Genomic DNA, 22,826 nt, shown 5'->3' on the forward strand with positions numbered 1-22,826 from the left:
CGCACGGAAAAACAAAACTATTCCCGGCCTTCGCCGGCCAGCCCGGCGAGCACCTTGGCCAGCCAATCCAGCAATGGCGCGGCCAGCTTGCCAGTCCGCAGACGGATCGTCTCCGGCGGGCCTGGCAGGATTTTCAGCCGCGTGGGATATTTTTCTTTCATCGCCAGGATATTCTCTACCGTCACCTGCGGCGCATCGCCAAACGTAATCTCCACCCTGTCGGCGTACTCCACCACCGACCGGGCGCCGATCCGGCGGGCCAGATTCTTCAGCCGGGCCACCGCCAGCAGATTCATGACCGGCGTGGTCGGCTCGCCGAAACGGTCGATCAACTCGTCGACGATCTCGCCGATATGGGCCTCGTTCCTGATCGCCGCGATCCGCTGATACACTTCAATCTTATGCATCGCGTCGCCGATATAGTCGCCGTCGAGATACGCATCGACATTAAATTCCAGCACCGGCTCGGGCGTCGTCTCCGGCGGCCGCCCGCCCCTGAGCTCCGCCACCGCCTCATCCAGCAGCCGGCAGTACATCTCGAAGCCGACGCTCACGATATGGCCATGCTGCTGCGAACCCAGCAGATTGCCGGCCCCGCGGATCTCCAGGTCGCGCATCGCGATCTTGAAACCCGCCCCCAGCTCGGCGAACTCCTTGATCGCCTGCAGCCGTTTTTCCGCCACCTCGGTCAGCACCTTCTCGCGGCGGTAGGTGAAATACGCGTACGCCATCCGGGGCGAGCGGCCGACCCGGCCGCGCATCTGGTAAAGCTGCGACAGGCCGAAGCGGTCGCCGTCGTACACGATAATCGTATTGGCGTTCGGCACATCGAGACCGTTCTCGATGATGCTCGTACACACCAGCACATCGTAGCGCCCCTCGTAAAACTCCAGCATCACCTGCTCCAAAAGCTCCTCGGCCATCTGGCCGTGAGCCACCTTCACCCGCGCGTCCGGCATCATCTCGCTCAGCCGCTCTGCCATGCGGTCGATACTCTGCACGCGGTTATAGACAAAATACACCTGCCCGCCGCGCTTCAGCTCGCGCCTGATAGCGTCGCGGATTATCTCCTCGTCGTACTCCACCACATACGTCTGCACCGGCAGCCGGTCCTCGGGCGGCGTCTCAATCACGCTCATATCCCGCACCCCCACCAGCGACATATGCAGCGTGCGGGGGATAGGGGTCGCGGTCAGCGTCAGCACATCGACATTCGTCCGCCACCTCTTCAGCCGCTCCTTCTGCGCCACGCCGAAGCGCTGCTCCTCGTCGACGATCAGCAGGCCGAGATCCCTGAACGTCACGTCGCCCTGCAAAATGCGGTGGGTGCCGATCAGCACATCCACCCGGCCCTCGGCCGTGCGGGCCGCCACCTCGCGCTGCTCCCGCGGGCTGCGGAAGCGGCTTATCACCTCCACCACCGGCCCGAAGCCGGCGAGGCGGGCGCTGAACGTCTGGTAATGCTGCTGGGCCAACACCGTCGTCGGCACCAGCACCGCCACCTGCTTGCCGCCCATCACCGCCTTGAAGGCCGCCCTCAGCGCCACCTCCGTCTTGCCGAACCCCACGTCGCCGCACAACAGGCGGTCCATAGGAGTATCGCCCTCCATATCCTTCTTGATCTCCGCCAGCGCCGTCAGCTGGTCGGGCGTCTCCTCGAAGGGGAACGCCTCCTCGAACTCCCCCTGCCAGGGCGTATCCGCCCCGAATACGAACCCCTTGCTGACCTGGCGCTCGGCGTACAGGGCCAGCAGCTCCTTCGCCAGGTCGGTCGCCGCCGACTTGGCCTTCGTCTTGGCCTTCAGCCAGTCGCTGCCGCCCATGCGGGTGAGGCGCGGCGCCTCGCCCTCCGAGCCGATATACTTCTGCAGCAGGTGGACCTGGTCGGTGGGCACGAACAGCTTATCCTCGCCGGCGTAGCGGACGAGGAAATAATCCTTGTGAACGCCGCCGACATCCAGCGTCTCCACCCCGGCGTACTTGCCGATGCCGTGGTTGACGTGCACCACATAGTCGCCGATATTTATATCGCGGAAATAAGCGATCTGCTTGTCCTTCGCCACCCGCGGCAGGCGGCGCTTCTTCTGCCGCCCGAAAATATCCATCTCCGTCACGGCCACCAGGCCGGCGTGGGGCAGCTCGAAGCCGCCGGCCAGCGTGCCCGCCGTCACCGTCACCGTCCCGCCGACCAGCGCCGGCGGACTCGCGGCGTATATCGCCCGCACCCCTTCCGCCGCCAGGCTCTTCTGCAGCGCCATCGCCTTCTCGGCGCCGGCCATAAAAATCACCGTCGCGCGGTCGCGGGCCTGCCAGCCCTTCAGCTCGTCCACCAGCATATCCATCTGGCGGTGAAAAGGCGGCGCCCCTTTCGCGGTTATGCTCACGATCTCCGCCGGCTCGGTGTGCGGCACCCGCTGCAGCATCAGCGAAAAATACAGGACATTATACGCCTTGGCGGCCGCCGTCAGATCAGCCCAGGAAAAAACGTGCTTCTTGACCTCCGGGTTCTCCCGCGTCAGCCGGCTTATCTGCTCCCTGATCCGCGTCGGCTCGTCGAAGACGACATTCGTCCCGGCGGTCAGGTAGGACAGGAACGCCGCCGATTTGCTCGCATGCTCCGGCTCGGCCATCGGCAGCACATCGGCCATCGGCAGACTATCCAGCGAGCGCTGGGTCGCCGGATCGAACTCCCTAAGCGAATCGATCTCGTCGCCCCACAGCTCCAGGCGAAGCGGCAGCTCGCGGTTGACGGGAAACACATCGACAATGCCGCCGCGCACGCTGAACTGGCCGCGGCTGTCGACCTGATCGTTCCGCTCGTAGCCGAACCGCACCAGCTTCGCCAGCAAATCGTCGCGGCCCAGCGTCTCGCCGACCGTCAGGGTAAGCCGCCCGGCAAGGAAATCCTCCTTCGGCAGCACCTTCTGCATCGCCGCCTCCGCGCCGGCCAGCACGATCACTTGCTCGCCGCGGACCAGGCGGCCGAGCACGTCCATGCGGACGGCCGCCAGCTCGATACTGCGGGCGGCGGCGGTAAATGTCACAATATCGAGCGGCGGCAGTTCCAGCACCGGCGTCGCCGGCAGCAGGGCGCCGAGGTCGGCCGCCAGTTCCCCCGCCGCGTCGCGGCCGGAGGTAACGACCACCGTCGGCCGGGAGTGGGCGCTGAAACACGCGGCGATGACCGCCGCCTTATGCGTCCCCGTCACCCCGTAAACCGAGCTCTGGCGGGCGGCGGCGCCGAAAGCGGCCACCACCCGTTCCACCGTCTGATCCCTGCGCATCGCTTTCAACAAGAACTCCATTTATGCACCTCGCATGCCGAAAAGGGCTTTGCAGACAGCAAAGCCCCGTTATTACCCATTCTAACACAAAGTATTAGCCGGCGAAACCAAATATTACAACAGATGGCGCCGACAAACGCGGGCACACTAAAACGGAAGGCAGGTGAGAACCTATGGACTCCAAAAACCTCCCGTACAAATACTGGAGCGGGAAAAACCTCAAAGGCAGCTCCGCCGTCGGCGACCAGAGCCTCATCTCCGCAGGCCCGCGCGACGGCAAAACCGCCGCCAAATACGAAGTCGCCAACGAAACCGTCTCCGCCGACAACCTCCAGAAAGACGTCGAATAGCGCCACAGCCCTCGGGCCAGCAGCCCGGGGGCTGTTCAGTGCAGCAGAAGTTTAGCCGGCGCGGCCGGCAAATCGGCGCCCGCCAGCCCCATCGCCTCGATGCACGCATCGCACAGCGACTGCACGTAAAGCGTGCCGCTGGCCTCATCGAACCTGATGATCTCCTGCCTCTCCTCGCCGGTCAGGCAGTCGAACCCGAACCTCGCCTCGTCGAGCGCGGCCACCTCGATGGTGTCGATCGGCTCGCCGCAATTGTCGCAACTGTAATGGATTCTCATCGTGTCTCCCTTTCCTGCTCCCGCTCTATCCCTTGAGGCGGACGAGCGCCACATTCCAGCCGATATGGGCCGCCGCCGCCGCCACCAGAGCGAGCGGCAGGCTGCCTGTCAAATAAATGACCCCTACCGTCAGGCCGCCGAACAGACTGTGGCCCGCCACACTCAGCAGCGCCGCCGCCGGGCCGTTCCCCCCGCCCGCCCGCCAGTCGTGGCCCGCCTCGATCGCGCCGAACAGCGCGTGGGTCAACAGCACATCCGCACCCAGATAAAACGCCGGCGCCGTCTTCGCCGTCTCCTCGATAACCGGCCCCCAGCCGATAACCGCCTGCACACCGGCGTACCGCAGCGCCGCCCGGTTGAGCAGAAAACTCAGCGCCGCCATCAAAACAGCGAGAACATAAGCCAAGTCTTGTCCCTCCGGCGGAAAAATCTGCTAAACCTATTATTGCCGCCGCCCCCAAGCCATATACAAACAAAAACGGCGGGAACATTTCCCGCCGCCCGTAATCGGACGTTGATAAGCGCCCACCTGCGCGTCAGGCGCGGATAATGCAGGCGTACCGTGCCGTTGTGGAGGACGAATACGCGCCGTCGGCGTAGCGGCTACCCGACGCCACACGCCCGGCCATGGACGGTCGGGCGAGGAGCCATCGGACACGGAAGTCCGTTGGCGACGGTGGTCGCGGTCGGGTAGCCCAAGCCTTACGGCGCGTTCGGCCGGAGCTTCGGCGCGTAGCCTGCGTTCTCCGCCCGCCGGTTTTACGGCAAAAACTGCAGCGGATTCACCGTCTGACCGTTCACCCTCACTTCAAAATGCAGATGCGCCCCGAACGAATACCCCGTGTCGCCCACATAGCCGACCCGCTGGCCGGTCGCCACATACTCGCCCCGCTCCACGACATAATCGTCGAGATGGGCGTACAGCGTTGCATACCCCTGGCCGTGCTCGATCACCACCGTATACCCGTAGCCGCCGTACCAGCCCGCGAACGTCACCCGCCCGGCCCTGGCCGCTCGCACCGGCGCCCCCGCCTCGGCGGCGATGTCTATCCCGGCGTGATGGCGTCCCCAGCGGTACCCGAACGGCGACGATATCTCGCCCCCCGCGGGCCAGACAAATCTCTGGCCGTAAGCGCGCGACACCGCCTCGCCCCGCGGCCGCGCGCCGGGGATGAACAGCTTCTCGCCCACCGCCAGCGCGTCGTCCTGCCGGCCGTTAGCTTCCTTCACGACCGTCATGCCCACGCCGTATACCCGCGAGATCGCCCACAGCGTATCGCCGGCGGCCACTACATGCAGCACGCCCTTCTGCGGCAGCACGACAAGCTCGTCCCCCGGATGGATAAGCTCCGCCGCGTCCGGATTGGCGCCCAGCAAAGTATCGACATCGATGGCATACCGGGCGGCGATGACACTCAGACTCTCCCCGTCCGCCACCGTATGCACCCTCACCGCCGGCTTGGCGGCCGGGGCCGGTATAACAGCAGCGACAGCCGGAGCCGGAGCGGCCACTGCCTCGCGTTGCGGCCCGGCAGTTCTGCCTGCCGGCACCGCCAGTTGGCCGAACAGCAGCACCGCGGCAGCCAGCACAAACGCTATAAATAGCTGCATCCGCTTCACCTCGCTTATGGACTACCCTTACTATCATAAGCGCGGCGTTGCTGTTTTATGCATGTTATGGTTCCACTTCCCTCCCCTGGAAAAATTACGGCCGCTGATAAAGCTCCATCTGCGGCGTTGCTCCTCGGCTGCCATCCTCAGCGTACATCCGTGTACGCTTCCGGTGTCAGCCTCCGGTGCGCCTTGCATCTGGGGCTTTCTGAGCGGCCTGCGCTGTCCGCATTCCCACGCAACAAAAAAGCCGCCGGGCACTTGAAGTGCCGGCGGCTTATCATATTCGCAAATTTAACGGCGATGGGAGCGGCGTCCGGAGCCGATCTCGATGGAAGCGATGTCCTGCACCGCCGCCACGTCCTCCTCCGTCTTGGCGGCGATCACCCGCCGGCCGTTGCAGTGGACACACACCAGCTCGATCGAATCCGGCTGCACATCGGCCTCGATGATGCTCCCGCCGCACCGGCAGTAAACCCCGCCGCGCTCGGCGATATCGTGGACCATGTTCAGCACCTCGAACATCACCTGCGGATTATCGACATACTCCTCGCTCGTCATATCGCGGACCATGCTGGCGAACTCCTGCTGCTGGGCGGCGATAGCCTGCTCGATGGCCCGGCGTCCGCCGCTGAAGCCAAGCTCGAGGTTGGCGGCCGAGCAGTAAATCTTGTTGACCCGGCCCTGCCAGAAATCCTTCACAGCCACGCACACGATGTGGCTCGTCTCGCAAACGACGCACGGTATATCGAGAAGGTACTGGTCGTGACCCACACCCGACACGGTCGCCAGCCGCTGACCGCAGCCGCACGTGAGTTCACGCCCCACCGAGCTCTTCAAAGTAAAGCGGGATAAGTCATGCATCTCGATCTTGCCGCAGCGCGAACAATACAGCGCCAACGTGGAAACTGTGTTGATGAGCATATTAATCCCCCTTCCCTCTAGGTACTTCGCCGGTGAGGAAAAATATCCTGCCGCCGGCGGAGAAAAGGCCGTCGCGGCAGCGCCCCCGCGCCCTCCTCCTTTGCCAAACAAAACCCGGGGCCCTTGCAAACCCCGGATCCCGCGCCGGACTGCGGCCCGGAGAAACCGGCCGCGCACCCCTCGCAAATGCCTAGCTGATAGCCATCTGGCCCGGTGCCAGGTCGACCGCCAGGTTCTTATTGATCATCTCGCACAGCGCCAGGATATCGAACGGTTTGGTGATATAATCGGCCGCACCGATCTCTTTCGCCTCGGTGACGAGGTCCAGTTCGCCGTAAGCGGTCATCATGATAACCCGCTCGCCGATACCGAGCCGCCTGAGTTCGCGCAGCGTCTCGATGCCGTCCATGCCGGGCATCTTCATATCCATGAGAATCAGCGCCGGCCGGTGGTCGCGGGCCTTCTGCAGCCCATCGTAACCGTTGGACGCCTCCAGAACGGCATAGCCTTCCTCCTGCAGCACCTCCATCAGCAGCCGCCGGATACCGGGCTGATCATCGATAACAAGCACTACGGGTCTTTTCACCGCCATAAGAGAAACCTCCCGCTGACTGAGTAGTACTTCCCTATTCCCCATCGCCCGACAATTCTCCTCCTAGAAATTGGAAAAAAATCAGCGTTTTCGAATTTTTTTCGCGCACCGTCAGCCGCGCGTCAGGCGCGACCTGGCAAAACGCCAGAGGGACAGCAGTCTGCCGGCCGTTTCGTTGTGGTAAATCTCCAGCGAATATTGGGCATTCCTGTCGTCGACGGTAAAAGCAATGTCGTTCTCCGGCGTCGGCAGCCCCCAGGTCGTATATATAGGCCGGCCGTCCTTCAGCACGCTGATCCGGAAAGCCGAATCGCGCAGATAAAGCGGATACTTGACCCGCACCGCGTGGGGATGGGCGGCGTCGATCGGGATATCCCGCCCCAGCACCGTCAGCGGGTACTCGCTCCTGCCCCAGCCCGTCTTGCTGCGCGGCCCGTAGACAACCACCGGCGCCGGCGCGTAATAATCGAGATAAGCCCTGACAAGCTCGCCGGCGGTCGCGAACGACAGCAGCCCCATGTCGGCGTAGCGCTCCTTCAGATAGGCCAGATGCCCTTCGAGAGCGGCGAACTGGCCGCCGGCGGTGCTCTGCCAGCCACCCTCGCCCATGATGAACATCACATGCGTAAAACCGACAATCGCGTGCACCCCGGGCACCGCCTTGCCGCCCGCGGTATAAGCCGCCATCCCCTCGTCCGCCTTGGCGTTCATCACCGCCGCGCTCTGGCTGTCGTACTGGATGAAATCCTTCGGCGTCGGCCGGAACTCGACCAACCCGATAGCCTTCAGATCGGCGGCCCGGGTGTTGATATCGTCCGGTTTTGCCAGATAAATCGCCTGGCTCCAGTCGCCGGCCGTAATGCCGCCGCGGTTGCCGTCCGCGTCGCTCCCCGCCAGCAGGCCGATCCGGCGGTACACCCGCGTGCTCATCGCCTCGTTCGCCTCGCCGTTGCCGAAATCGAACGACCCGACCCGCGCGGTTATCAGCTGGCCGTGCGGCGAAGCGGCCGCAAGCTCGTCCAATTTACGCTGGTAAACATACAGGAAGCCCGTCCGGCCCGTGCGGTCGCGGTAACCGCCCTCGCTCCCAAGCGAATGCGCCCAGCCGTGGCGCAGGTGGTTGGCCCACAGCCCGTCCACCGCCGGGTTATACGACAGCACGTTGCCAGGCAGCAAAGGATCGTAATCGGAATGGAGATGGATGCCGTACTCGTGGCCGCGGGCCGACTGGCTCCGCACCGACTGCGCGATCGCCGCCGCCGCCTTCTGCCACTCGCCCGTCGCCGACTGCCCGGCCGCCCACTCGGCGGCGTTCACCAGCGGCCAGGCGATATAATGGGTCCAACGGGCGCCGTACTTCTCGGCGATACCGTTCACCCGCTCCGCCTTGGCCACCATCTGCACCGTCAGCTCCTGCGGCTGCAGCCAGCCGTCGGCGTTGCCCCACGCCGCTCCGTAACCGGCGCCGTCAATAGCCTCCAGATCCTCGGTCATCACATAGAAAACCTTGCCCGGCCGCGGGTCGGTCACCGTCACCAGCGTCCCGGCCGGCGCCGCCGCCCCGTTCACCGTAAAAGCCAGCGGCCACGGACGGCCGAGATTGACCGCGTCCGGCCGCCGCGCCTGCACCTCCCAGGTCAGGCGACGCTTCTCGCCCGGCGCCAGGCTGGCGACAAGCTGCTGCCTGTCCCCCGCCGCCGCCAGGCCGTAGCCGAACGGCTCGACCAGCGCCACCGCCACGTTAGCCAGCGGCCGGGGGGAAATATTCTCCACATCGGCGGCCACCGTCACCGCCTGGCCCACAGCGGCCGACAGCGTCGCCGCGGCCGGCGTCACGCGCACCGCCCGCGCGGGCACGCTCTCCAGCCCCAGCGCCGTCACCAGCGCGTGCTGGCCCTGGCCCACCACCACACTCAGCCGGAACCTGGCCGCCTTCGCCGCCGCCTCCGGCCGGTGGGCGGCGAACAGCGCCGCCACGTCATGGTCGAAAGCCAGCCAGTCGCCGACATAATTGGCCGTATAGCGGCCGTCCAGCCACTTGGCCGCCTTATCGTCCGCCGGCAGCGGGCCGGTATAAACCCAGCCCACCGTCCCCAGCGGCCGGCCGCCCTCGTCCAGGGCGGTCAGCTTCAGCCTGCCCGTCCCCATCGTCGACAAAAACTGCACGCGGCCCCGGCCGGCAAGTTCGCCCGCCGGCGCCTCACGGAAATACTCCAGCTCGCCCTGTCCGCCGGCCGCCAGCTCCAGCGCCGCCTCCGCGGACAGAAAAGCCCCCTTCACAACCCGGCAGCTGTTGCCGGCGCCCTTCTCGATCACATTCCCCGGCACGCCCCAGGCCGCCAGCGCCGCCGGCGGCTGCGGCGCCAGGCCGGCCGACGGCGCGGACCTGTCAAGCCCGCACCCGGTCAGCAGCAGCGCGGCCACCGCCGCCACACAAAACCATCTGCCCATAGCCGTCACCCCAGCGGCGGCCAGAAGGCCGCGCCGACGAACACCACCGCCGCCACAAGCGCCGCCAGCGCCGCCAGCAGCGGCGTCAGCAGCACCAGTGTCGCCTTGGCCACGCTCAGGCCGTGGACGCCCCGGATGGCGACCACCGTCAGCGCCAGCACCCAGAAAATCAGCACAAGCACCCCCGCGGCAAAAAGCATCGCCGCCGCCCCTGCCGGCAGCAGCAGCCCGGCCACCGCCAGCGGCACGGCGAAAATAAACGGCAAATGCGCAAAACCGATCGCCGCGAACAGGCCGACCGCCGTCCCCTGGCCGCCGAAAAGTTCAGCAATCAGCTGCAGCACGGCCGAACCCACGAACCACATCAGCAGCCGGACGCAGACCGCCGCGGCGAAGAACACGCCGGCGAACTTCCCGGCGGCCGTCGCCTGAAGAGCGAAATATATCGCCCCCGCCGGAATGATGATACTCAGCAGGAAAGCGGCGAACGCCTGCCCCACCGGGCGGCGGGCCGCGATCTGCCGCATCGCCGCGGCCGGGCTGAAGATAACGTCATAAAGCAGCTCAAGAAACGGTCCCATTCCCCTCACCTACCACTTTTCCGGAATCGCCAGCGGCGCGGTCAGCGGCGCATCCTGCCTGATCTGACGGAAAAACAGCCTCTCCAGGCTCACGTCCTCGCCGGAGCCGAACAGCAGCGACCACGGGCTGACCTTGCCATACTCCTTCAGCACCGGCTTGCCCTTGATCCCGGCCATCGCCGCCACCCCGTCGATCGCGTCGTACATCGTCCCCAGCTCATCCACCAGGCCGAGCTCCTTCGCCTGGCTGCCGGTATAAATCCGCCCGTCGGCCAGCTGGCGCACCCTGGCAGGCTCCATCTTCCGCCCCTCGGCCACCACAGCCACAAACTGGCCGTACAGATCATCCACCATCACCTGGATGATGGCCCGTTCCTCGGCCGTCATCGGCCGGTCGGGGGAAAGGATATCCTTATGCGGGCCGCTCTTGATCTTCTCCGAGCGGATGCCGATCTTATTATAAAGCTCCTGCCAGTTCGCGTACGGGATATACACGCCGATGCTGCCCGTCAGCGTCGCCGGGTTGGCGTAAATGCGGTCGGTCACCGCCGCCAGCCAGTAGCCGCCCGAAGCGGCCACATCGCCCATCGACGCCACCACCGGCTTGCCGGTCGCGCGGAGCTTCTTGATCTCCGTCCCCACCTCCTGGGAAGCGGGCGCGCTGCCGCCGGGGCTGTTGATCCGCAGCACCACCGCCTTCACCGCCGCGTCGTCGCGCGCCTGGTGAAGCTGCTTGATAATCGCGTCCGTGCCGCCCGACTCGCCCAGCAGACCAGCCTGGCCGCGGCCGCCCACGATAACCCCGTCCACATAAATAATCGCCACCTTGCTCCGCTCGCCGCCAGAGCGCTTGCTCTTCATCCCCGGCACGAGAAAAGCCGCCGCCGCCAGCGAAACCACGACGACCCCGGCGATCAAAAGCACCACAGACCGTTTAAACACAGGCATCCACTACCTTTCCTTTCGGGATAGGAAAAAGAAACTGTTGAGCAGGCCCAACAGTTCTCGATGATAAACATTATATGTGCCGGCCGGGCCGGTCATGTATTGCGTTAGCGCGTCCCCGTCCGCTTCGTCAGCGCCGCCTTCACGAAATCGCGGAACAGCGGGTGGGGCCGCGTCGGGCGGGACTTGAACTCGGGGTGGAACTGCGTGCCCACGAACCACGGGTGATCGGTAAGCTCGACGATCTCCACCAGCCGGCCGCTCGGCAGCATCCCGGCGATCACCATCCCCGCCGCGGCGAACTGCTGGCGGTACGCATTATTGAACTCGAAGCGGTGGCGGTGGCGCTCATAGATAAGCTCGTCCTGATAAGCGGCCCACGTATGCGTCCCCTCGGTCACCTTGCAGGGATAAACGCCCAGCCGCATCGTGCCGCCCTTCTCCTCCACATCCACCTGCTCGGGCATCAAATCGATGACCGGATAAAGCGTCTCCGGGTTGAACTCGCTGCTGTTGGCGCCCTTCAGGCGGCACACATTGCGGGCAAACTCGATCACCGCGCATTGCATCCCCAGACACAGCCCGAAGAACGGGATGTTGTTCTCGCGGGCGTAGCGGATCGCCTTGATCTTGCCCTCGATACCGCGGTCGCCGAAGCCGCCGGGCACGAGAATGCCGTCCACGCCGCCGAAAACGGCGTCCAGGTCCACCTTGGCCGGCTCGATCTCCTCGGCGTTCACCCACTTGATATTTATGGCGGTGTCATTGGCGATGCCGCCGTGGCGCAGCGCCTCCGACACACTCATATAAGCGTCCTGCAGGGCGACATACTTGCCGACGATCGCGATACACACGCTCTGCGGCGGCTGGAGAATCTTCTTCACCATCGCCTTCCACTCGCTCAGATCCGGCCGGCCGTTCTTCAGGCCCAGCTTCTCAAGGACGATCTTATCGAGGCCCTCCTCCTCGAGCATCAGCGGCACCTGATAAATAGAAGCGACATTCTTGTTCTGGATGACGGCGTTCAGGTCGATATCGCAGAACAGCGCCAGCTTCTCGCGCATGTCGGCCGAAATCTCGTGTTCCGTCCGGCAGACGATGACATCGGGATGGATACCGATGCTCCTCAGTTCCTTCACGCTGTGCTGGGTCGGCTTGGTCTTAAGCTCGCCGGCAGCAGATATATAAGGCACCAGCGTCACGTGGATATACGCCACGTCGTCGCGGCCCACTTCCTTGCGCACCTGGCGGATGGCCTCCAGGAAGGGCAGGCTCTCGATATCGCCCACCGTACCGCCGATCTCGGCGATGACGATATCGGCGTTGTCCTCCTTCGCGATCCGGTACAGGCGCTCCTTGATCTCGTTCGTGATATGGGGGATGACCTGGACGGTGCTGCCCAGATAATCGCCCTTGCGCTCCTTCGTGATTACCGACCAGTAAATCTTCCCGGTCGTAACATTCGAACTCTTCGTCAGGTTGATATCGATAAACCGCTCGTAATGGCCGAGGTCGAGGTCGGTCTCGCCGCCATCCTCGGTCACGAAAACCTCGCCATGCTGATATGGGCTCATGGTGCCGGGGTCCACGTTGATGTAGGGATCGAATTTCTGGATCGTTACCTTATAGCCGCGGCTCTTCAGGAGGCGTCCCAGCGACGCTGCGGTGATACCCTTTCCGAGCGACGAAACGACCCCCCCGGTGACGAAAATGAACTTAGCCATAAATTATCCTCCTACAAACCGGCCTCACGCTGTATTATCCCAAGCATGGCCGTAATCATATACGCTGCTTACTCGCCTTCCTCAGCGTCAACGGCGGCGGCGGGGTAATCCTGCTGAATCTCCGCCAGCAGCTTTTCCCGGCGCAGGTTGCTATCCGTTGAAACGGTGGCCGCCGTCTCCTCGACAGCCCGGCCGCCGCGCTGAGGCAGCCACTCGGCCAGTCCCCACGTCCCCTTGCCCACATGGACGAACCGGCTATCCATATTAATCTGGGTATGCACCTCGGCCATGGCGTGCGCAACCGAAGCGACGGGTCGTCCCTTGCCTTCGAGAACCTTGCCGATAAGATCGCGGAAATACATCGGCGAGCCTTTTTCCGCCAAAACCTGATAAGCTGCATCAACGTCTGACAACTGTTTCACCATTTCGCCCATGAATTCGGCCCCCTCCGCTGCGTCGTTCAAAAATTACATGGTAATATTCACCGCGGGGGGATAAAATCCTCCTTTTGCTGACGAACGGCAAAGCCTTATTCCGCCTGACACGGCGGCAATTTCGCGCAAAAAAGGTTGACAAATTCACCAATTTTATTCGCTTTTTCGCACAAGCTTCCGCCGCCGTCGACACAGACGGGGCGGAAGTCGCGTCATTCCTGTCACATCTTGTCGGGAGCGGCGACGCCGAGAATGGCGAGCGCCGAGCGGAGCGTATCCCGCACCGCCGCCGCCAGCGTCAGGCGGGCGGCCTGGACGTCGGGCGGGGCGCCGATCACGCGGCACTGGTTGTAAAAAGAATGGAACAGGGCGGCAACCTCGTGGGCATAGCGGGCGATATGGTGCGGCGCCCGCTCGCGGGCGGCGGCCGCCACCTCGTCCGGGTACTCGCCCAGTTTCTTTATCAGGTCGGCCTCCGCCTCCTCCGTCAGCGCCGCCAGCGGCGCTTCTCCCGGCGCGGGCGCCGTCAGCCCCGCCTCCTCCGCCTGGCGGAATATGCTGGCGATGCGGGCGTGGGCGTACTGGATATAAAAAACGGGGTTCTCGTTAGTGCGCGATTTCGCCAGATCGAGATCGAAATCCAGCTGGCTGTCGGTCGAACGCATGATGAAAAAGAAGCGGGCGGCGTCGCGGCCGACCTCCTCGATCAGCTCGGACAGCGTGACCCCCTGGCCGGTGCGCTTCGACATCTTGACAAGCTCGCCGTTCTGGTACAAGTTGACCATCTGGAGGATAAGCACCTCAAGATGCTCCGGGTCGTACCCCAGAGCAGCCACCGCCGCTTTCACCCGGCTGATATAGCCATGGTGGTCGGCGCCCCAGATATTTATCACCCGGTCGAAGCCGCGCGCGAACTTATCGCGGTGGTAAGCGATATCGGCGGCCAGATAAGTCGGCACGCCGTTGTCGCGGATAACCACCCGGTCCTTATCGTCGCCGTAAGCGGTCGACTTCAGCCACAGCGCCCCGTCCTGCTCGTACATATGGCCGCTTGCCTTCAGCTGGCGGCAGGTCTCCTCGATCGCCCCGGCCGCGTGCAGCGTCCGCTCGCTGAACCACACGTCGAAGGTCACCCCGAACGCCTCCAGGTCCTCGCGCAGCAGCGCCAGCTTCTCCTCGCGGGCCAGCTCCTTGAACACCGTCAGCCGTTCGGCCGGGTCCATCAGCAGATAACGCGGTCCCGCCTGGTCGGCGATCCGCCGGGCGGTGTCGATAATATCGCGGCCGCGGTAGCCGTCCTCGGGAAACTCCACCTGCTGGCCCAGCAGTTCGCGGTAGCGGGCGTCCACCGACGCCGCCAGGCAGTCGATCTGGTTGCCGGCGTCATTGATATAAAACTCGCTCGACACGTCGTAGCCGGCGACCTTCAGCAAGTTGGCCAGCGCACTGCCCACCGCCGCCCCCCGGCCGTGGCCGACATGGAGGGGTCCGGTCGGGTTGGCGCTCACGTACTCCACCTGGACCCTCTCGCCGCGGCCGCTGCCCGAGCGGCCCCAGGCCGCGCCCGCCGCCGCGATATCGGCCAGCAGCGCGTACAGCCAGTCCGGCGTGAGATAAAAGTTGATAAACCCTGGCCCGGCCACCTTGGCCTCTTTAAGCCAGAGAAGCGCCGCAGGGTCGTGCTTGGTCAGCGCGGCCCGCGCGTTCAGCCGCCCGGCGATCGCTTCGGCCAGCGCCCGCGGATTCTGGCGGGCCGGCCGGGCGAGCTGCATGGCTATATTTGTCGCAAAGTCGCCGAACTCCTTCTGCGGCGGCACCTCAAGCATCACCGCCGGCAGCTCGGCCCCGGCCAGAGCCTCGATCCCGGCCGCCGCCTCGTGGATAGCCCCGGCGAGCAGCTCTTTCACATTCATGCTATTCTTCCTCCCGAATCTCAACCGCTAACGTATTGTAACTCTGCCACCGGCCGTCGATCTCCAGATCGTAGCCGGCATTGACCGCTTCCTTGCCGCCTTCGGCCGTAATCGCGAAGTGCCGGGTCGACACCGCCATCTTCAGGCTGCCGTACGGGGTTATATACAGGCAATAACTCTTCAGGCCGGGGAAAAACTCCTGCTTCAGCTCCACCGAACCCATGCGAACGAGGATCAGCCTGTCGGGATAAAGCTTGAGCAGCGTCGTCGTACCCTCCATGCCGGTGATCTCGCTCTCGGGATATGTAATATAACTCACGCCGTCCCTGTCCTGGCGGGACCCGACGGTCATGAACTCGATGCGGTGCTCCTCGCCGCCCGCGTCGGTCTGGGTGCCGACTACCGTCACGACAACCTTACGCATATATTCTCTCCTAACCACATTCATATATTATAACCCATAATGGCCAAGCTTGCCAATAAAAACCGTAGCGCCGCCCTCAGCAAAAGCTGAATGGCGGCGCCTGTTATGGGGAGGCTGTGGCGGACGCCGGCCTCTCCGCTATTAATCTATGCCCGCAAGGCCGCAAAATTGCCGAGTCAGTTGCTTTTGAAACAACGCAAAAAATCTGATGACGGAGGCATAGGCGTAATGCGACGTTGCGGAGGACGATACGCGCCGTTGGCGAAGCAGGCCGGTAACACGAACGTACGCCCGTCCATGGACGGACGGGCGAGGAGCCATCTGTCACGGATGACAGTTGGCGACGGTACGGCTGTGTCGGCCCTAGCCTTACGGCGCGTTCGGCCGGAGCTTCGGCGCAGTACGCCTGTGTCCTCCGTCGCCTCCGACCAATGTTGCGAATATTAATTCATTGTTCCCGGCGCCGGCCGGCACACAGCTTCCGTCCCCAGTTCCATCAATACCCTATTATCAGCACACTGTCCACAAACGCGAAAATGCTCTCCAGGCTGCCCAGCCGCTTGAGCGTGTTCTGGTAAAACTCCGTGCTGCCCGTCTGCCCCTTGCGGATCACCGGCACCATTATCACCCCGTGGCGGATGACCGGCGACTCGGCGAACTTGCAGATATTCTTCCACACATTGCTGACCTCGCCCTTCTCGATCTCCACCGCCACCTGGAAATCGGGGTGGTAAAAATCCACCTCGAAGTTCAGCCCCGTTTTGAACAGCGGCCGGTATTTGCGGTTGGTCACCGAATGCCAGAACCCCAGCGTCTGCATATCGGCCAGCAGCACGCGCTCCGCCTCCACGCTCTTGCGGAAAGGCGTCGCCGCGATATCGGCCAGCTCGCCCCGGCGGGCCGTCACCACCTCACAAAGGCTTTCCAGATAAATATTCGACCGGCGGCGACAAAGATAACGCCAGGGCGGGTACCCAGGCGAAAACAGTTCAACCTCTACTCCCAAATCTTCTTGACCTCGGTGCCCACATAATAATGCCGCACAATATCCTCGGCCTTCCAGCCGTCCTGCGCGTACGTGAACGCGCCCCACTGGGCCATGCCGACGCCGTTGCCCCAGCCGCGGCCCTTGAAGGTGAACGAACCGTTGGCGTAACTCATCTCATCCACCAGCGTCGACTTCAGCAAATCGAACCCGACCGCCTTGCGGAACTCCGCCCCGTAAACTTTCTTTTCGCCCGCGCCGATCCACAGTATCCGGCCCGACGGCCCCTTTTCGAGAATTTTCACGTCGCCGGGGTTGCCGTTATAGCCCACCGCCGCGGCCACCTCCCGGCCGGGGATGACCACCGTCCAGTACTGGAGATGGGGCGGCGTATACCGGTAACTGTCATCGGTCACCGGCTGGAAATATGGCGTCGGCTCGGGAATCTCCTTCGGGAAACTCTCCTCGCGGGTGGCGGCGATCTGGCCGTTGCTCGAACTGTAGATGGCGTTTATCAGGCTGCCCGCATACAGCAGCAATTGGCCGCGCGTCGAGCGCACCGCCTCGCGGACCCGGTCGTTGACCCGCTCGGGGGCGTAAGCCTGTAGCTCCTCCTTGGACGTGCTCACATCGGCGTCATGCAGTCGCCGGATTGTGCCGGCCTCGATGGCGTGCACCGTCAGCGTACGGGAAACGATCGCCTGGGCCCGCAATGCCTCGGGCGGCCAGTCGGGCTCCATCTCACGGGCGATCACCCCTTCGAGGTATTTCTCCAGCGGCATCCTTTCCCGGGTGCCGCGGTCGGCCCGCCACACCGTTATCACCGGCTCGTTCTTGTACTTGGCCGCGTCGAATTGCGGCACGCCGGGGATAGGCTCGGGCGCCTGGGCCAACGGCGCGGCCGGCGTCGGCGCCGGCTCGCCCGGCTGCTTGGCGGCGGGAGGGCGTAAGAGTGTATAGGCTCCCGCGATTAATGCTACGGCGACGACTGCGACAAGGGCGATATTGAAATACGAATATTTACGCATCCTCCCACCTCGCTGCTAGTATGGGCCGGCAACCCCCTTCCTATGCGCCGCCGGCGAGAACGAAAATATCGACAGTTAATTTTCTTCCGGCCACATAAGAGCGCAGCACAAGCGTGCGACGGGTGGTGTTGACGAAGCGCAGATCCTTGTCGGTATAGGTGGTCGCGTCCCGCCCCGGCGGCGCATAGCTCACCGGCCGGGAGTGGGCATGGCGCTCCGTCACCCTCAGCCCGGCCGCCAGCACCGCGTTATACAGCGTGCTCGACACCTGGCACATCCCGCCGCCCAGCTCCTCCCCGTGCCCCCCATCCACGAAAATTACCGCCGGCCGGAAGCCCCGCTCGCGCGTCGGCTCGCCGGTGCGGCTGTTGAAGGAAAACTCCGCCCCCGCGGCGATCGCCGCGTTATTCAGCAGCGCGGCCGTCAGGCGGATATTCTCCAGCCGTCCCGGACTGGAGTCGAGGATGGTCGTCGTATACGAGCCGGCCTGCCGGGCGGCGGCAAGCTCGGCGGCCGTCAGAGCCGCCGTCAGCGGGCGGTACGAGGCGGCCAGGACGCTGCCGGCGGGCGCGGCCAGCGCCGCCTCCGCCGTCGCCGCCACATCCAGCATCCGCCCGTCTTCATCAGCCGCCACCGACCCGTCCCCGTCGGCGAACCTGGCGTCGACCGGCGGCTTATACCGCTCCGCCGCCAGCCCCTGCAAAACCGCCGCCGTCTCGGCCCGCGTCAGCCCGCCCACCGCCGCCCCCTCCACCGTCACCGCCGCCGCCACCCGCGGCTCGGGCTTCGGAGCCGGCTGCAGGCCGCAGGCGGCCGCCACTAAACAGCCGATAATCGCCAAAGTCAGCGCTATCCTCACCGTCTCTCCTCCAGCAAGCGTATTCCCTGCTAGTATCCGGCCGGATAAACTCTTTTACTCACCGATGGCAGACGGACGCATAAAATATAGCGCTGATTACGACCGCCAGGGAGGGTAAAGCGTGGAACTCATCGATCGGCTGCTCGCATCCGCCGCCGGCATAACCTGCGACTCGCGCCAGGTTATGCCCGGCTTCATCTTCGTCGCCGTCCGCGGCGCCAGCCGCGACGGCAATACATACGCCGCCGACGCCGTCGCCCGCGGGGCGCTCGCCGTCGTCAGCGACCGCCCCGGCAGCCTGCCCGCCCTCACCGTGCCCGTCGCCGCCGTGGCCGACGCCCGCCGCGCCCTCGGCGAACTCGCCGCCGCCTTCCACCGCCACCCCTCCCGGTCGCTCGCCCTCGTCGGCGTCACCGGCACCAACGGCAAAACCACCGTCACCTTCATGCTCGACCACATCTTCCGCCAGGCCGGCCTGTGCGCCGGCCTCATCGGCACCGTCTGCGTAAAAGTCGGCGACCTCTCCTATCCCAGCGCCCTCACCACCCCCGACGCCGCCAGCCTCCAGGCCCACCTCGCCGCCATGCGCGCCGCCGGCGTCAGCCACGCCGCCATGGAAGTCTCCGCCCAGGGCATCGGGCAGGGGCGGGTCGACGACGTCGCCTTCGCCTGCGGCGTCGTCACCAACATCAGCCCCGACCACCTCGACTTCCCCGGCGGCTTCGACGCCTACTGCGCCGCCAAGCAGGGTTTCCCCGGCCTCCTCGGGCCGGCGGCCCCGCTCGTCGTCAACGCCGCTGACCCCCTCTGCCGGGCGATGGCCGCCGCCGCTCCGTCCATTGCCTGCGCCGTGGACGCGCCAGCCGACGTCGCCGCCCGCATCGCGCACCTCTCTTGCGGCGGCAGCAGCTTCACCCTCGCTTTCGCCCGGCCGCTCCCCGGCTGCGCTGTCCCGCCCGGACCTCTTGCCGTCAGCCTTCCGCTGCCCGGCCGGCACAACGTGGAGAACGCCCTGTTAGCGGTAGCCGCCGCAATCGCCAGCGGCGTGGCCCCCGAAACGGCCGCCGCCGCCCTCGCATCCTTCCGGGGCGTGCCGCGCCGCTTCGCCGTCTCGCGCCTCGCCGGCCTCACCGTCGTCGACGACACCGCCCTCAACCCCGGCAGCGTCGACGCCGTCTTCCACACCCTGGCCGCCTTCAGCCGCCGCCGCCTCGTCGTGGCCTTCGCCATCCGCGGCTGCCGCGGCCCGGCCATCAACGCCGCCTGCGCCGCCGCCCTCGCCCGCTGGTGGCAGGCGGTCCCCTTCACCCTCGTCGTCACCGCCGGCGCCGGCAGCGTAAGCGTCGCCGACGCCGTGGACAACGACGAAAAGAGCGCCTTTTGCGAGGCGCTCGGTAAAGCAAACGTAAACTACCTGTTCCGCGAAACGCTGATCGCGGCCATGGAAACAACCGCCGAAGCCGCCGGCCCCGGCGACCTCGTCGCCCTGCTCGGCGCCCAGGGCATGGACGACGGCTACCGCCTGCTGCGCCGCCGGCTCACCGAAGCCGCCGCCGCGCCGTCCGGCGCGGAAATGGCCGGCTGCCCGGCGTAGCTCGCCTGGCGTACTCAGGGCGATTTGGGCGGCGGCGGTTTGGGCTCTTTCTGGACATAGCCGGTGAAAATAGCCTGCAGCTTGGCCGGCGACTCGGTGAAAACAAGGTAGAGATGGAAAGGGACGGAGGCGGCGAAGAAGGCGGCGACAAAAAAATGGCCGCTGCGAATGGCGTTCAGGCCGCCCAGCATACGCTGCAGGCGGGTCGTGTCGTCCGGAAACATCAGCGCCGTCCCTGTCACCGCCGCCACGATCACCACCAGCCCCCAGGCGGTGAACAACGCCTTCTGCCCAGGGTTGTAGCGGCCGTAGTTGGGATGGTGGGCGGTAATGAACAGGTAATAGCGCAGGAAACTGCGCACATTGGCCCAGTCGCCCGGCAGCAGCAGGATCTCGGTGTGCTTGCCGGTTCGGGCGTAATAGTAAACATGGACAACCATGTTGACTACGAGGGCGGCCGCGGCCACGCCGTGGAGTTTGCGCATCAGGCCCATCGGCAGAGTCAGCCACGCCGGCGGTTCGTGAATATACAGCCCGGTCGCCAGCAGCGTCATCACCGCCGCGAACATCACCCAGTGGAAAATCCGGACAGGCAGGGGATGGAGCAGCAGCTTCATCGCAAAAACTTCACCGTCAACTCCGGCAGATGCTTCAGCATCGCGGGGAACGGGTCGGCCATGATCGCGGCCTCGTCGCCGAGGATCCTCTCCAGCCCGGACCGCTCGATGACCATATACGGCTTGATCGTACCGGCATAAGGCAGCTGAACGCCCGACTCCAGCTTACCCGGCTCGGCGCCGGTGATCTCCACCCCGCTCACGTGCAGGGTGTATTCGCCGGCCACCCGCCCGCCCTCGGTCACCTGGACGCCGAATTTGCTCTCCTTGCCGGTCAGCGCGGCCGACGCCATCCCGAAAAGATACGGGTGCTTGTCGCGGAACACGGCGGTGAGCCTGTTGCGGAACGGCACCAACCCCTCGACCACCAGCCTGTCAACATCAGTCATCTCGGCCTGCATACAAAAACCTCCCTTATTGTACTCCCACCCCCAGTATCCCTTGCCCCCCGCTCCTTTATTCCCCGCCGCGCCGCGCAAAAACCCCCTCGCCTCGGAGGCAAGGGGGTTTTCATCAAATTCAAGACCGTCGAGAAGTCCCCAGATGCTAGGCGGCTCCGTCAGGCGCGACGCGACGCGTACTCGGAACGTACGCTAGCAAGCGCTTGGCGGAACAACAACGCAGATGAGGGCTTATCGACGGTCGTAGCTTACAGCAGCGGCGTGCTCACCGGCAATCGCCGCACATTATCCAGCTGCTCGAACGCATGGGCCAGCCTGACGAGCAGCGGCTCGCTCCACGGCCGGCCGAGCAGTTCCAGCCCCACCGGTACGCCGAGCGGCGCCGTCTCCGTCGGCCGCGAAAAGCCGCCCGGCGCCACAATCGCCGGGAAGCCGGTAACCGCCCCCACCACGCCGTTGCGATCCACCTGCGTCTCGCCCACCGGCACCACCAGGCGCTTCTGGTGCGGGTACACCAGCGCGTCGAGCCGGTGGCGGGCGAGCAGTTGCATCACCGTCTGCTGCAGCGCGCTGCGCGCCGCCAGCCGCCGGCGGTATTCGTCCCCATCGCCGGCCACGGCCAGCGCCTGCCTGATATTGTCGGCGATGCCGGGATGATACCGCCCGCCGGCGGCCACCGCGGCCAGCGACTTCACCGGCAGCGCCGCGGCCGGGTCGGCCAGAAAAGCGCTCAGATCGCGGGCGAACTCGTGGATATGGACGCTCGTCGCGGCGATCAGCTTCGCCGCGTCCAGGTCGGGGTGGCTCACCGTCACCAGCGTCGCGCCGCCTTCTTTAAGCCTGGCGAGCGCGGCGTCCATCACCGCGTTCACCTCGCGGTGGGCGGCGTCGCCGCCGAACAGCGACTCCACCACCCCCAGCCGCGCCCCCTTGAGCCCGCCCTCGTCCAGTCCCCGCCCGGCGTCCGCATCCCGGCCGGCGCTCCAGGCCGTTACCGGGTCGGTTTCGTCGTAGCCGGCGATGACGTCCAGCACCCTGGCCGCGTCGGCCACGGTATAAGCCAGCGGCCCGGCGGTATCCTGGGTCAGGGCGTAAGGCACGATGCCGCTGCGGCTCACCAGCCCCAGCGTCGGCTTGATGCCGACAAGCCCGTTGGCCGAAGCCGGCGACCGTACCGAGTTGACGGTATCCGTCCCCAGCCCGGCGAGACCGAACGCGGCCGCCAGGCACGCCCCCGTGCCGCCGCTTGAGCCGCCGGGCGTGCGGGTCAGGTCGTACGGGTTGAGTGTCTGCCCGCCGAGCGAACTGGCCGTCTCCCCCCACACCGCGAACTCGTGCAGATTGACCTTGGCAAGGATTATCGCCCCCGCCGCCCGCAGCCGCTCAGCCACAAAAGCGTCGGCGCGCGGCCGCCAGCCCTCAAGGCTCAGCGAGCCGGCCGTCGTCGGCATATCGTATGTATTGATATTATCCTTGAGCAGCACCGGCACCCCGTGGAGCAGTCCGGTCAGGCCATGCCTGCGCTGCCTGGCGTCCAGCTCGTCGGCGGTCTCCAACGCCCGCGGATTGACGGCGATCACCGCGTTCACCGCCGGCCCCCGCCTGTCGTAAGCCGCTATCCTCGCCAGATACGCCGCCACCAGCTCGCGGGCCGTAATCTCCCCTGCCAGCAGCGCGGCGTGATACGACCCGATCGTCGCGTTTTCTACGGAGAAAGCCATAACCGTTCCCTCCTTACACGAAGCGGTCTAGAAAGCTCCAGATGCAAGGCGGCCTGAGGACGCGCCGCGCCGCGTACTCGGAACGTACGCAAGCAAGCGCCCGCAAGGCC

At 65.3% G+C, this 22,826-nt stretch carries 21 protein-coding genes; 2 read left to right on the forward strand and 19 right to left on the reverse strand.

Going from position 1 to position 22,826, the window contains the following annotated elements; translation table 11 throughout:
- Positions 1–17: 17 nt before the first annotated feature.
- Positions 18–3,305, reverse strand: a complete 3,288-nt coding sequence (gene mfd, locus RIN56_08225) for a transcription-repair coupling factor (GenBank protein MDR7866793.1) — start codon at positions 3,303–3,305, stop codon at positions 18–20.
- Positions 3,306–3,457: 152 nt separating this feature from the next.
- Between mfd and RIN56_08230 the strand changes: the two genes are divergently transcribed.
- Positions 3,458–3,634, forward strand: coding sequence for a hypothetical protein (locus tag RIN56_08230; GenBank protein MDR7866794.1), 177 nt, complete (start codon positions 3,458–3,460; stop codon positions 3,632–3,634).
- A gap of 35 nt (positions 3,635–3,669) precedes the next feature.
- On the opposite strand, the gene RIN56_08235 is transcribed toward RIN56_08230, so the two are convergent.
- The 15 genes from RIN56_08235 to RIN56_08305 form a co-directional block, all read right to left on the reverse strand.
- On the reverse strand, positions 3,670–3,912 hold the full coding sequence (locus RIN56_08235) for a DUF2757 family protein (protein MDR7866795.1): 243 nt from the start codon (positions 3,910–3,912) through the stop codon (positions 3,670–3,672).
- Positions 3,913–3,937: 25 nt separating this feature from the next.
- Positions 3,938–4,318 carry a hypothetical protein gene (locus RIN56_08240; protein MDR7866796.1) on the reverse strand — a complete coding sequence of 127 codons (381 nt, stop codon included), beginning with the start codon at positions 4,316–4,318 and terminating at the stop codon, positions 3,938–3,940.
- Positions 4,319–4,671: 353 nt separating this feature from the next.
- Positions 4,672–5,523, reverse strand: coding sequence for a peptidoglycan DD-metalloendopeptidase family protein (locus RIN56_08245; GenBank protein ID MDR7866797.1), 852 nt, complete (start codon positions 5,521–5,523; stop codon positions 4,672–4,674).
- A 294-nt stretch (positions 5,524–5,817) separates the two neighbouring features.
- Positions 5,818–6,447: a hypothetical protein gene (locus tag RIN56_08250; protein MDR7866798.1), complete on the reverse strand. Its 630-nt coding sequence runs from the start codon at positions 6,445–6,447 to the stop codon at positions 5,818–5,820.
- A 190-nt stretch (positions 6,448–6,637) separates the two neighbouring features.
- Positions 6,638–7,039 carry a response regulator gene (locus RIN56_08255; protein ID MDR7866799.1) on the reverse strand — a complete coding sequence of 134 codons (402 nt, stop codon included), beginning with the start codon at positions 7,037–7,039 and terminating at the stop codon, positions 6,638–6,640.
- Positions 7,040–7,150: 111 nt separating this feature from the next.
- On the reverse strand, positions 7,151–9,490 hold the full coding sequence (locus RIN56_08260; protein ID MDR7866800.1) for a hypothetical protein: 2,340 nt from the start codon (positions 9,488–9,490) through the stop codon (positions 7,151–7,153).
- Positions 9,491–9,495: 5 nt separating this feature from the next.
- Complete coding sequence (locus tag RIN56_08265) at positions 9,496–10,071, reverse strand: Yip1 family protein (GenBank protein MDR7866801.1); 576 nt, start codon at positions 10,069–10,071, stop codon at positions 9,496–9,498.
- 9 nt (positions 10,072–10,080) lie between these two features.
- Positions 10,081–11,013, reverse strand: a complete 933-nt coding sequence (sppA, locus tag RIN56_08270; protein ID MDR7866802.1) for a signal peptide peptidase SppA — start codon at positions 11,011–11,013, stop codon at positions 10,081–10,083.
- A gap of 110 nt (positions 11,014–11,123) precedes the next feature.
- Positions 11,124–12,740 (reverse strand): CTP synthase, encoded by a 1,617-nt coding sequence (locus RIN56_08275; GenBank protein MDR7866803.1) that lies wholly within the window; start codon positions 12,738–12,740, stop codon positions 11,124–11,126.
- Positions 12,741–12,808: 68 nt separating this feature from the next.
- Positions 12,809–13,204, reverse strand: a complete 396-nt coding sequence (rpoE, locus tag RIN56_08280; protein MDR7866804.1) for a DNA-directed RNA polymerase subunit delta — start codon at positions 13,202–13,204, stop codon at positions 12,809–12,811.
- Positions 13,205–13,395: 191 nt separating this feature from the next.
- On the reverse strand, positions 13,396–15,087 hold the full coding sequence (gene argS / locus RIN56_08285; protein MDR7866805.1) for an arginine--tRNA ligase: 1,692 nt from the start codon (positions 15,085–15,087) through the stop codon (positions 13,396–13,398).
- A 1-nt stretch (position 15,088) separates the two neighbouring features.
- Complete coding sequence (locus RIN56_08290; GenBank protein ID MDR7866806.1) at positions 15,089–15,511, reverse strand: DUF1934 domain-containing protein; 423 nt, start codon at positions 15,509–15,511, stop codon at positions 15,089–15,091.
- 496 nt (positions 15,512–16,007) lie between these two features.
- Positions 16,008–16,517, reverse strand: a complete 510-nt coding sequence (locus RIN56_08295) for a hypothetical protein (GenBank protein ID MDR7866807.1) — start codon at positions 16,515–16,517, stop codon at positions 16,008–16,010.
- Positions 16,508–17,524, reverse strand: a complete 1,017-nt coding sequence (locus tag RIN56_08300; GenBank protein ID MDR7866808.1) for a SpoIID/LytB domain-containing protein — start codon at positions 17,522–17,524, stop codon at positions 16,508–16,510. The genes RIN56_08295 and RIN56_08300 overlap by 10 nt, the downstream gene beginning before the upstream one ends.
- 40 nt (positions 17,525–17,564) lie before the next feature.
- Complete coding sequence (locus RIN56_08305; GenBank protein MDR7866809.1) at positions 17,565–18,383, reverse strand: VanW family protein; 819 nt, start codon at positions 18,381–18,383, stop codon at positions 17,565–17,567.
- A gap of 121 nt (positions 18,384–18,504) precedes the next feature.
- On the opposite strand from RIN56_08305, the gene murE reads away from it, so the two are divergent.
- Complete coding sequence (murE, locus tag RIN56_08310) at positions 18,505–19,977, forward strand: UDP-N-acetylmuramyl-tripeptide synthetase (protein MDR7866810.1); 1,473 nt, start codon at positions 18,505–18,507, stop codon at positions 19,975–19,977.
- Positions 19,978–19,991: 14 nt separating this feature from the next.
- Here murE and RIN56_08315 read toward each other — a convergent pair whose 3' ends face one another.
- From RIN56_08315 to RIN56_08325, 3 genes are all read right to left on the reverse strand, one after another.
- Positions 19,992–20,594: a cytochrome b/b6 domain-containing protein gene (locus RIN56_08315; protein ID MDR7866811.1), complete on the reverse strand. Its 603-nt coding sequence runs from the start codon at positions 20,592–20,594 to the stop codon at positions 19,992–19,994.
- A complete protein-coding gene (locus tag RIN56_08320; GenBank protein MDR7866812.1) occupies positions 20,591–20,995 on the reverse strand; it encodes a hypothetical protein in 405 nt (134 codons plus the stop codon). The genes RIN56_08315 and RIN56_08320 overlap by 4 nt, the downstream gene beginning before the upstream one ends.
- Positions 20,996–21,243: 248 nt before the next feature.
- The gene (locus RIN56_08325) at positions 21,244–22,716 is read right to left on the reverse strand and encodes an amidase family protein (GenBank protein MDR7866813.1); all 1,473 of its coding nucleotides are present in this window, start codon (positions 22,714–22,716) and stop codon (positions 21,244–21,246) included.
- Positions 22,717–22,826 lie beyond the last annotated feature (110 nt).

The sequence above is a fragment of the Sporomusaceae bacterium genome (genome assembly GCA_031460455.1).
In the GTDB taxonomy this organism is placed as follows: Bacteria; Bacillota; Negativicutes; order Sporomusales; family UBA7701; genus Anaeroselena.

Coding starts and splice junctions, on each gene's coding strand:
- mfd (MDR7866793.1), bottom strand. CDS start 3,305: ATGGAGTTCTTGTTGAAAGCGATGCGCAGGGATCAGACGGTGGAACGG.
- RIN56_08230 (MDR7866794.1), top strand. CDS start 3,458: ATGGACTCCAAAAACCTCCCGTACAAATACTGGAGCGGGAAAAACCTC.
- RIN56_08235 (MDR7866795.1), bottom strand. CDS start 3,912: ATGAGAATCCATTACAGTTGCGACAATTGCGGCGAGCCGATCGACACC.
- RIN56_08245 (MDR7866797.1), bottom strand. CDS start 5,523: ATGCAGCTATTTATAGCGTTTGTGCTGGCTGCCGCGGTGCTGCTGTTC.
- RIN56_08250 (MDR7866798.1), bottom strand. CDS start 6,447: ATGCTCATCAACACAGTTTCCACGTTGGCGCTGTATTGTTCGCGCTGC.
- RIN56_08255 (MDR7866799.1), bottom strand. CDS start 7,039: ATGGCGGTGAAAAGACCCGTAGTGCTTGTTATCGATGATCAGCCCGGT.
- RIN56_08260 (MDR7866800.1), bottom strand. CDS start 9,490: ATGGGCAGATGGTTTTGTGTGGCGGCGGTGGCCGCGCTGCTGCTGACC.
- RIN56_08265 (MDR7866801.1), bottom strand. CDS start 10,071: ATGGGACCGTTTCTTGAGCTGCTTTATGACGTTATCTTCAGCCCGGCC.
- RIN56_08275 (MDR7866803.1), bottom strand. CDS start 12,740: ATGGCTAAGTTCATTTTCGTCACCGGGGGGGTCGTTTCGTCGCTCGGA.
- argS (MDR7866805.1), bottom strand. CDS start 15,087: ATGAATGTGAAAGAGCTGCTCGCCGGGGCTATCCACGAGGCGGCGGCC.
- RIN56_08290 (MDR7866806.1), bottom strand. CDS start 15,511: ATGCGTAAGGTTGTCGTGACGGTAGTCGGCACCCAGACCGACGCGGGC.
- RIN56_08300 (MDR7866808.1), bottom strand. CDS start 17,524: ATGCGTAAATATTCGTATTTCAATATCGCCCTTGTCGCAGTCGTCGCC.
- RIN56_08315 (MDR7866811.1), bottom strand. CDS start 20,594: ATGAAGCTGCTGCTCCATCCCCTGCCTGTCCGGATTTTCCACTGGGTG.
- RIN56_08320 (MDR7866812.1), bottom strand. CDS start 20,995: ATGCAGGCCGAGATGACTGATGTTGACAGGCTGGTGGTCGAGGGGTTG.
- RIN56_08325 (MDR7866813.1), bottom strand. CDS start 22,716: ATGGCTTTCTCCGTAGAAAACGCGACGATCGGGTCGTATCACGCCGCG.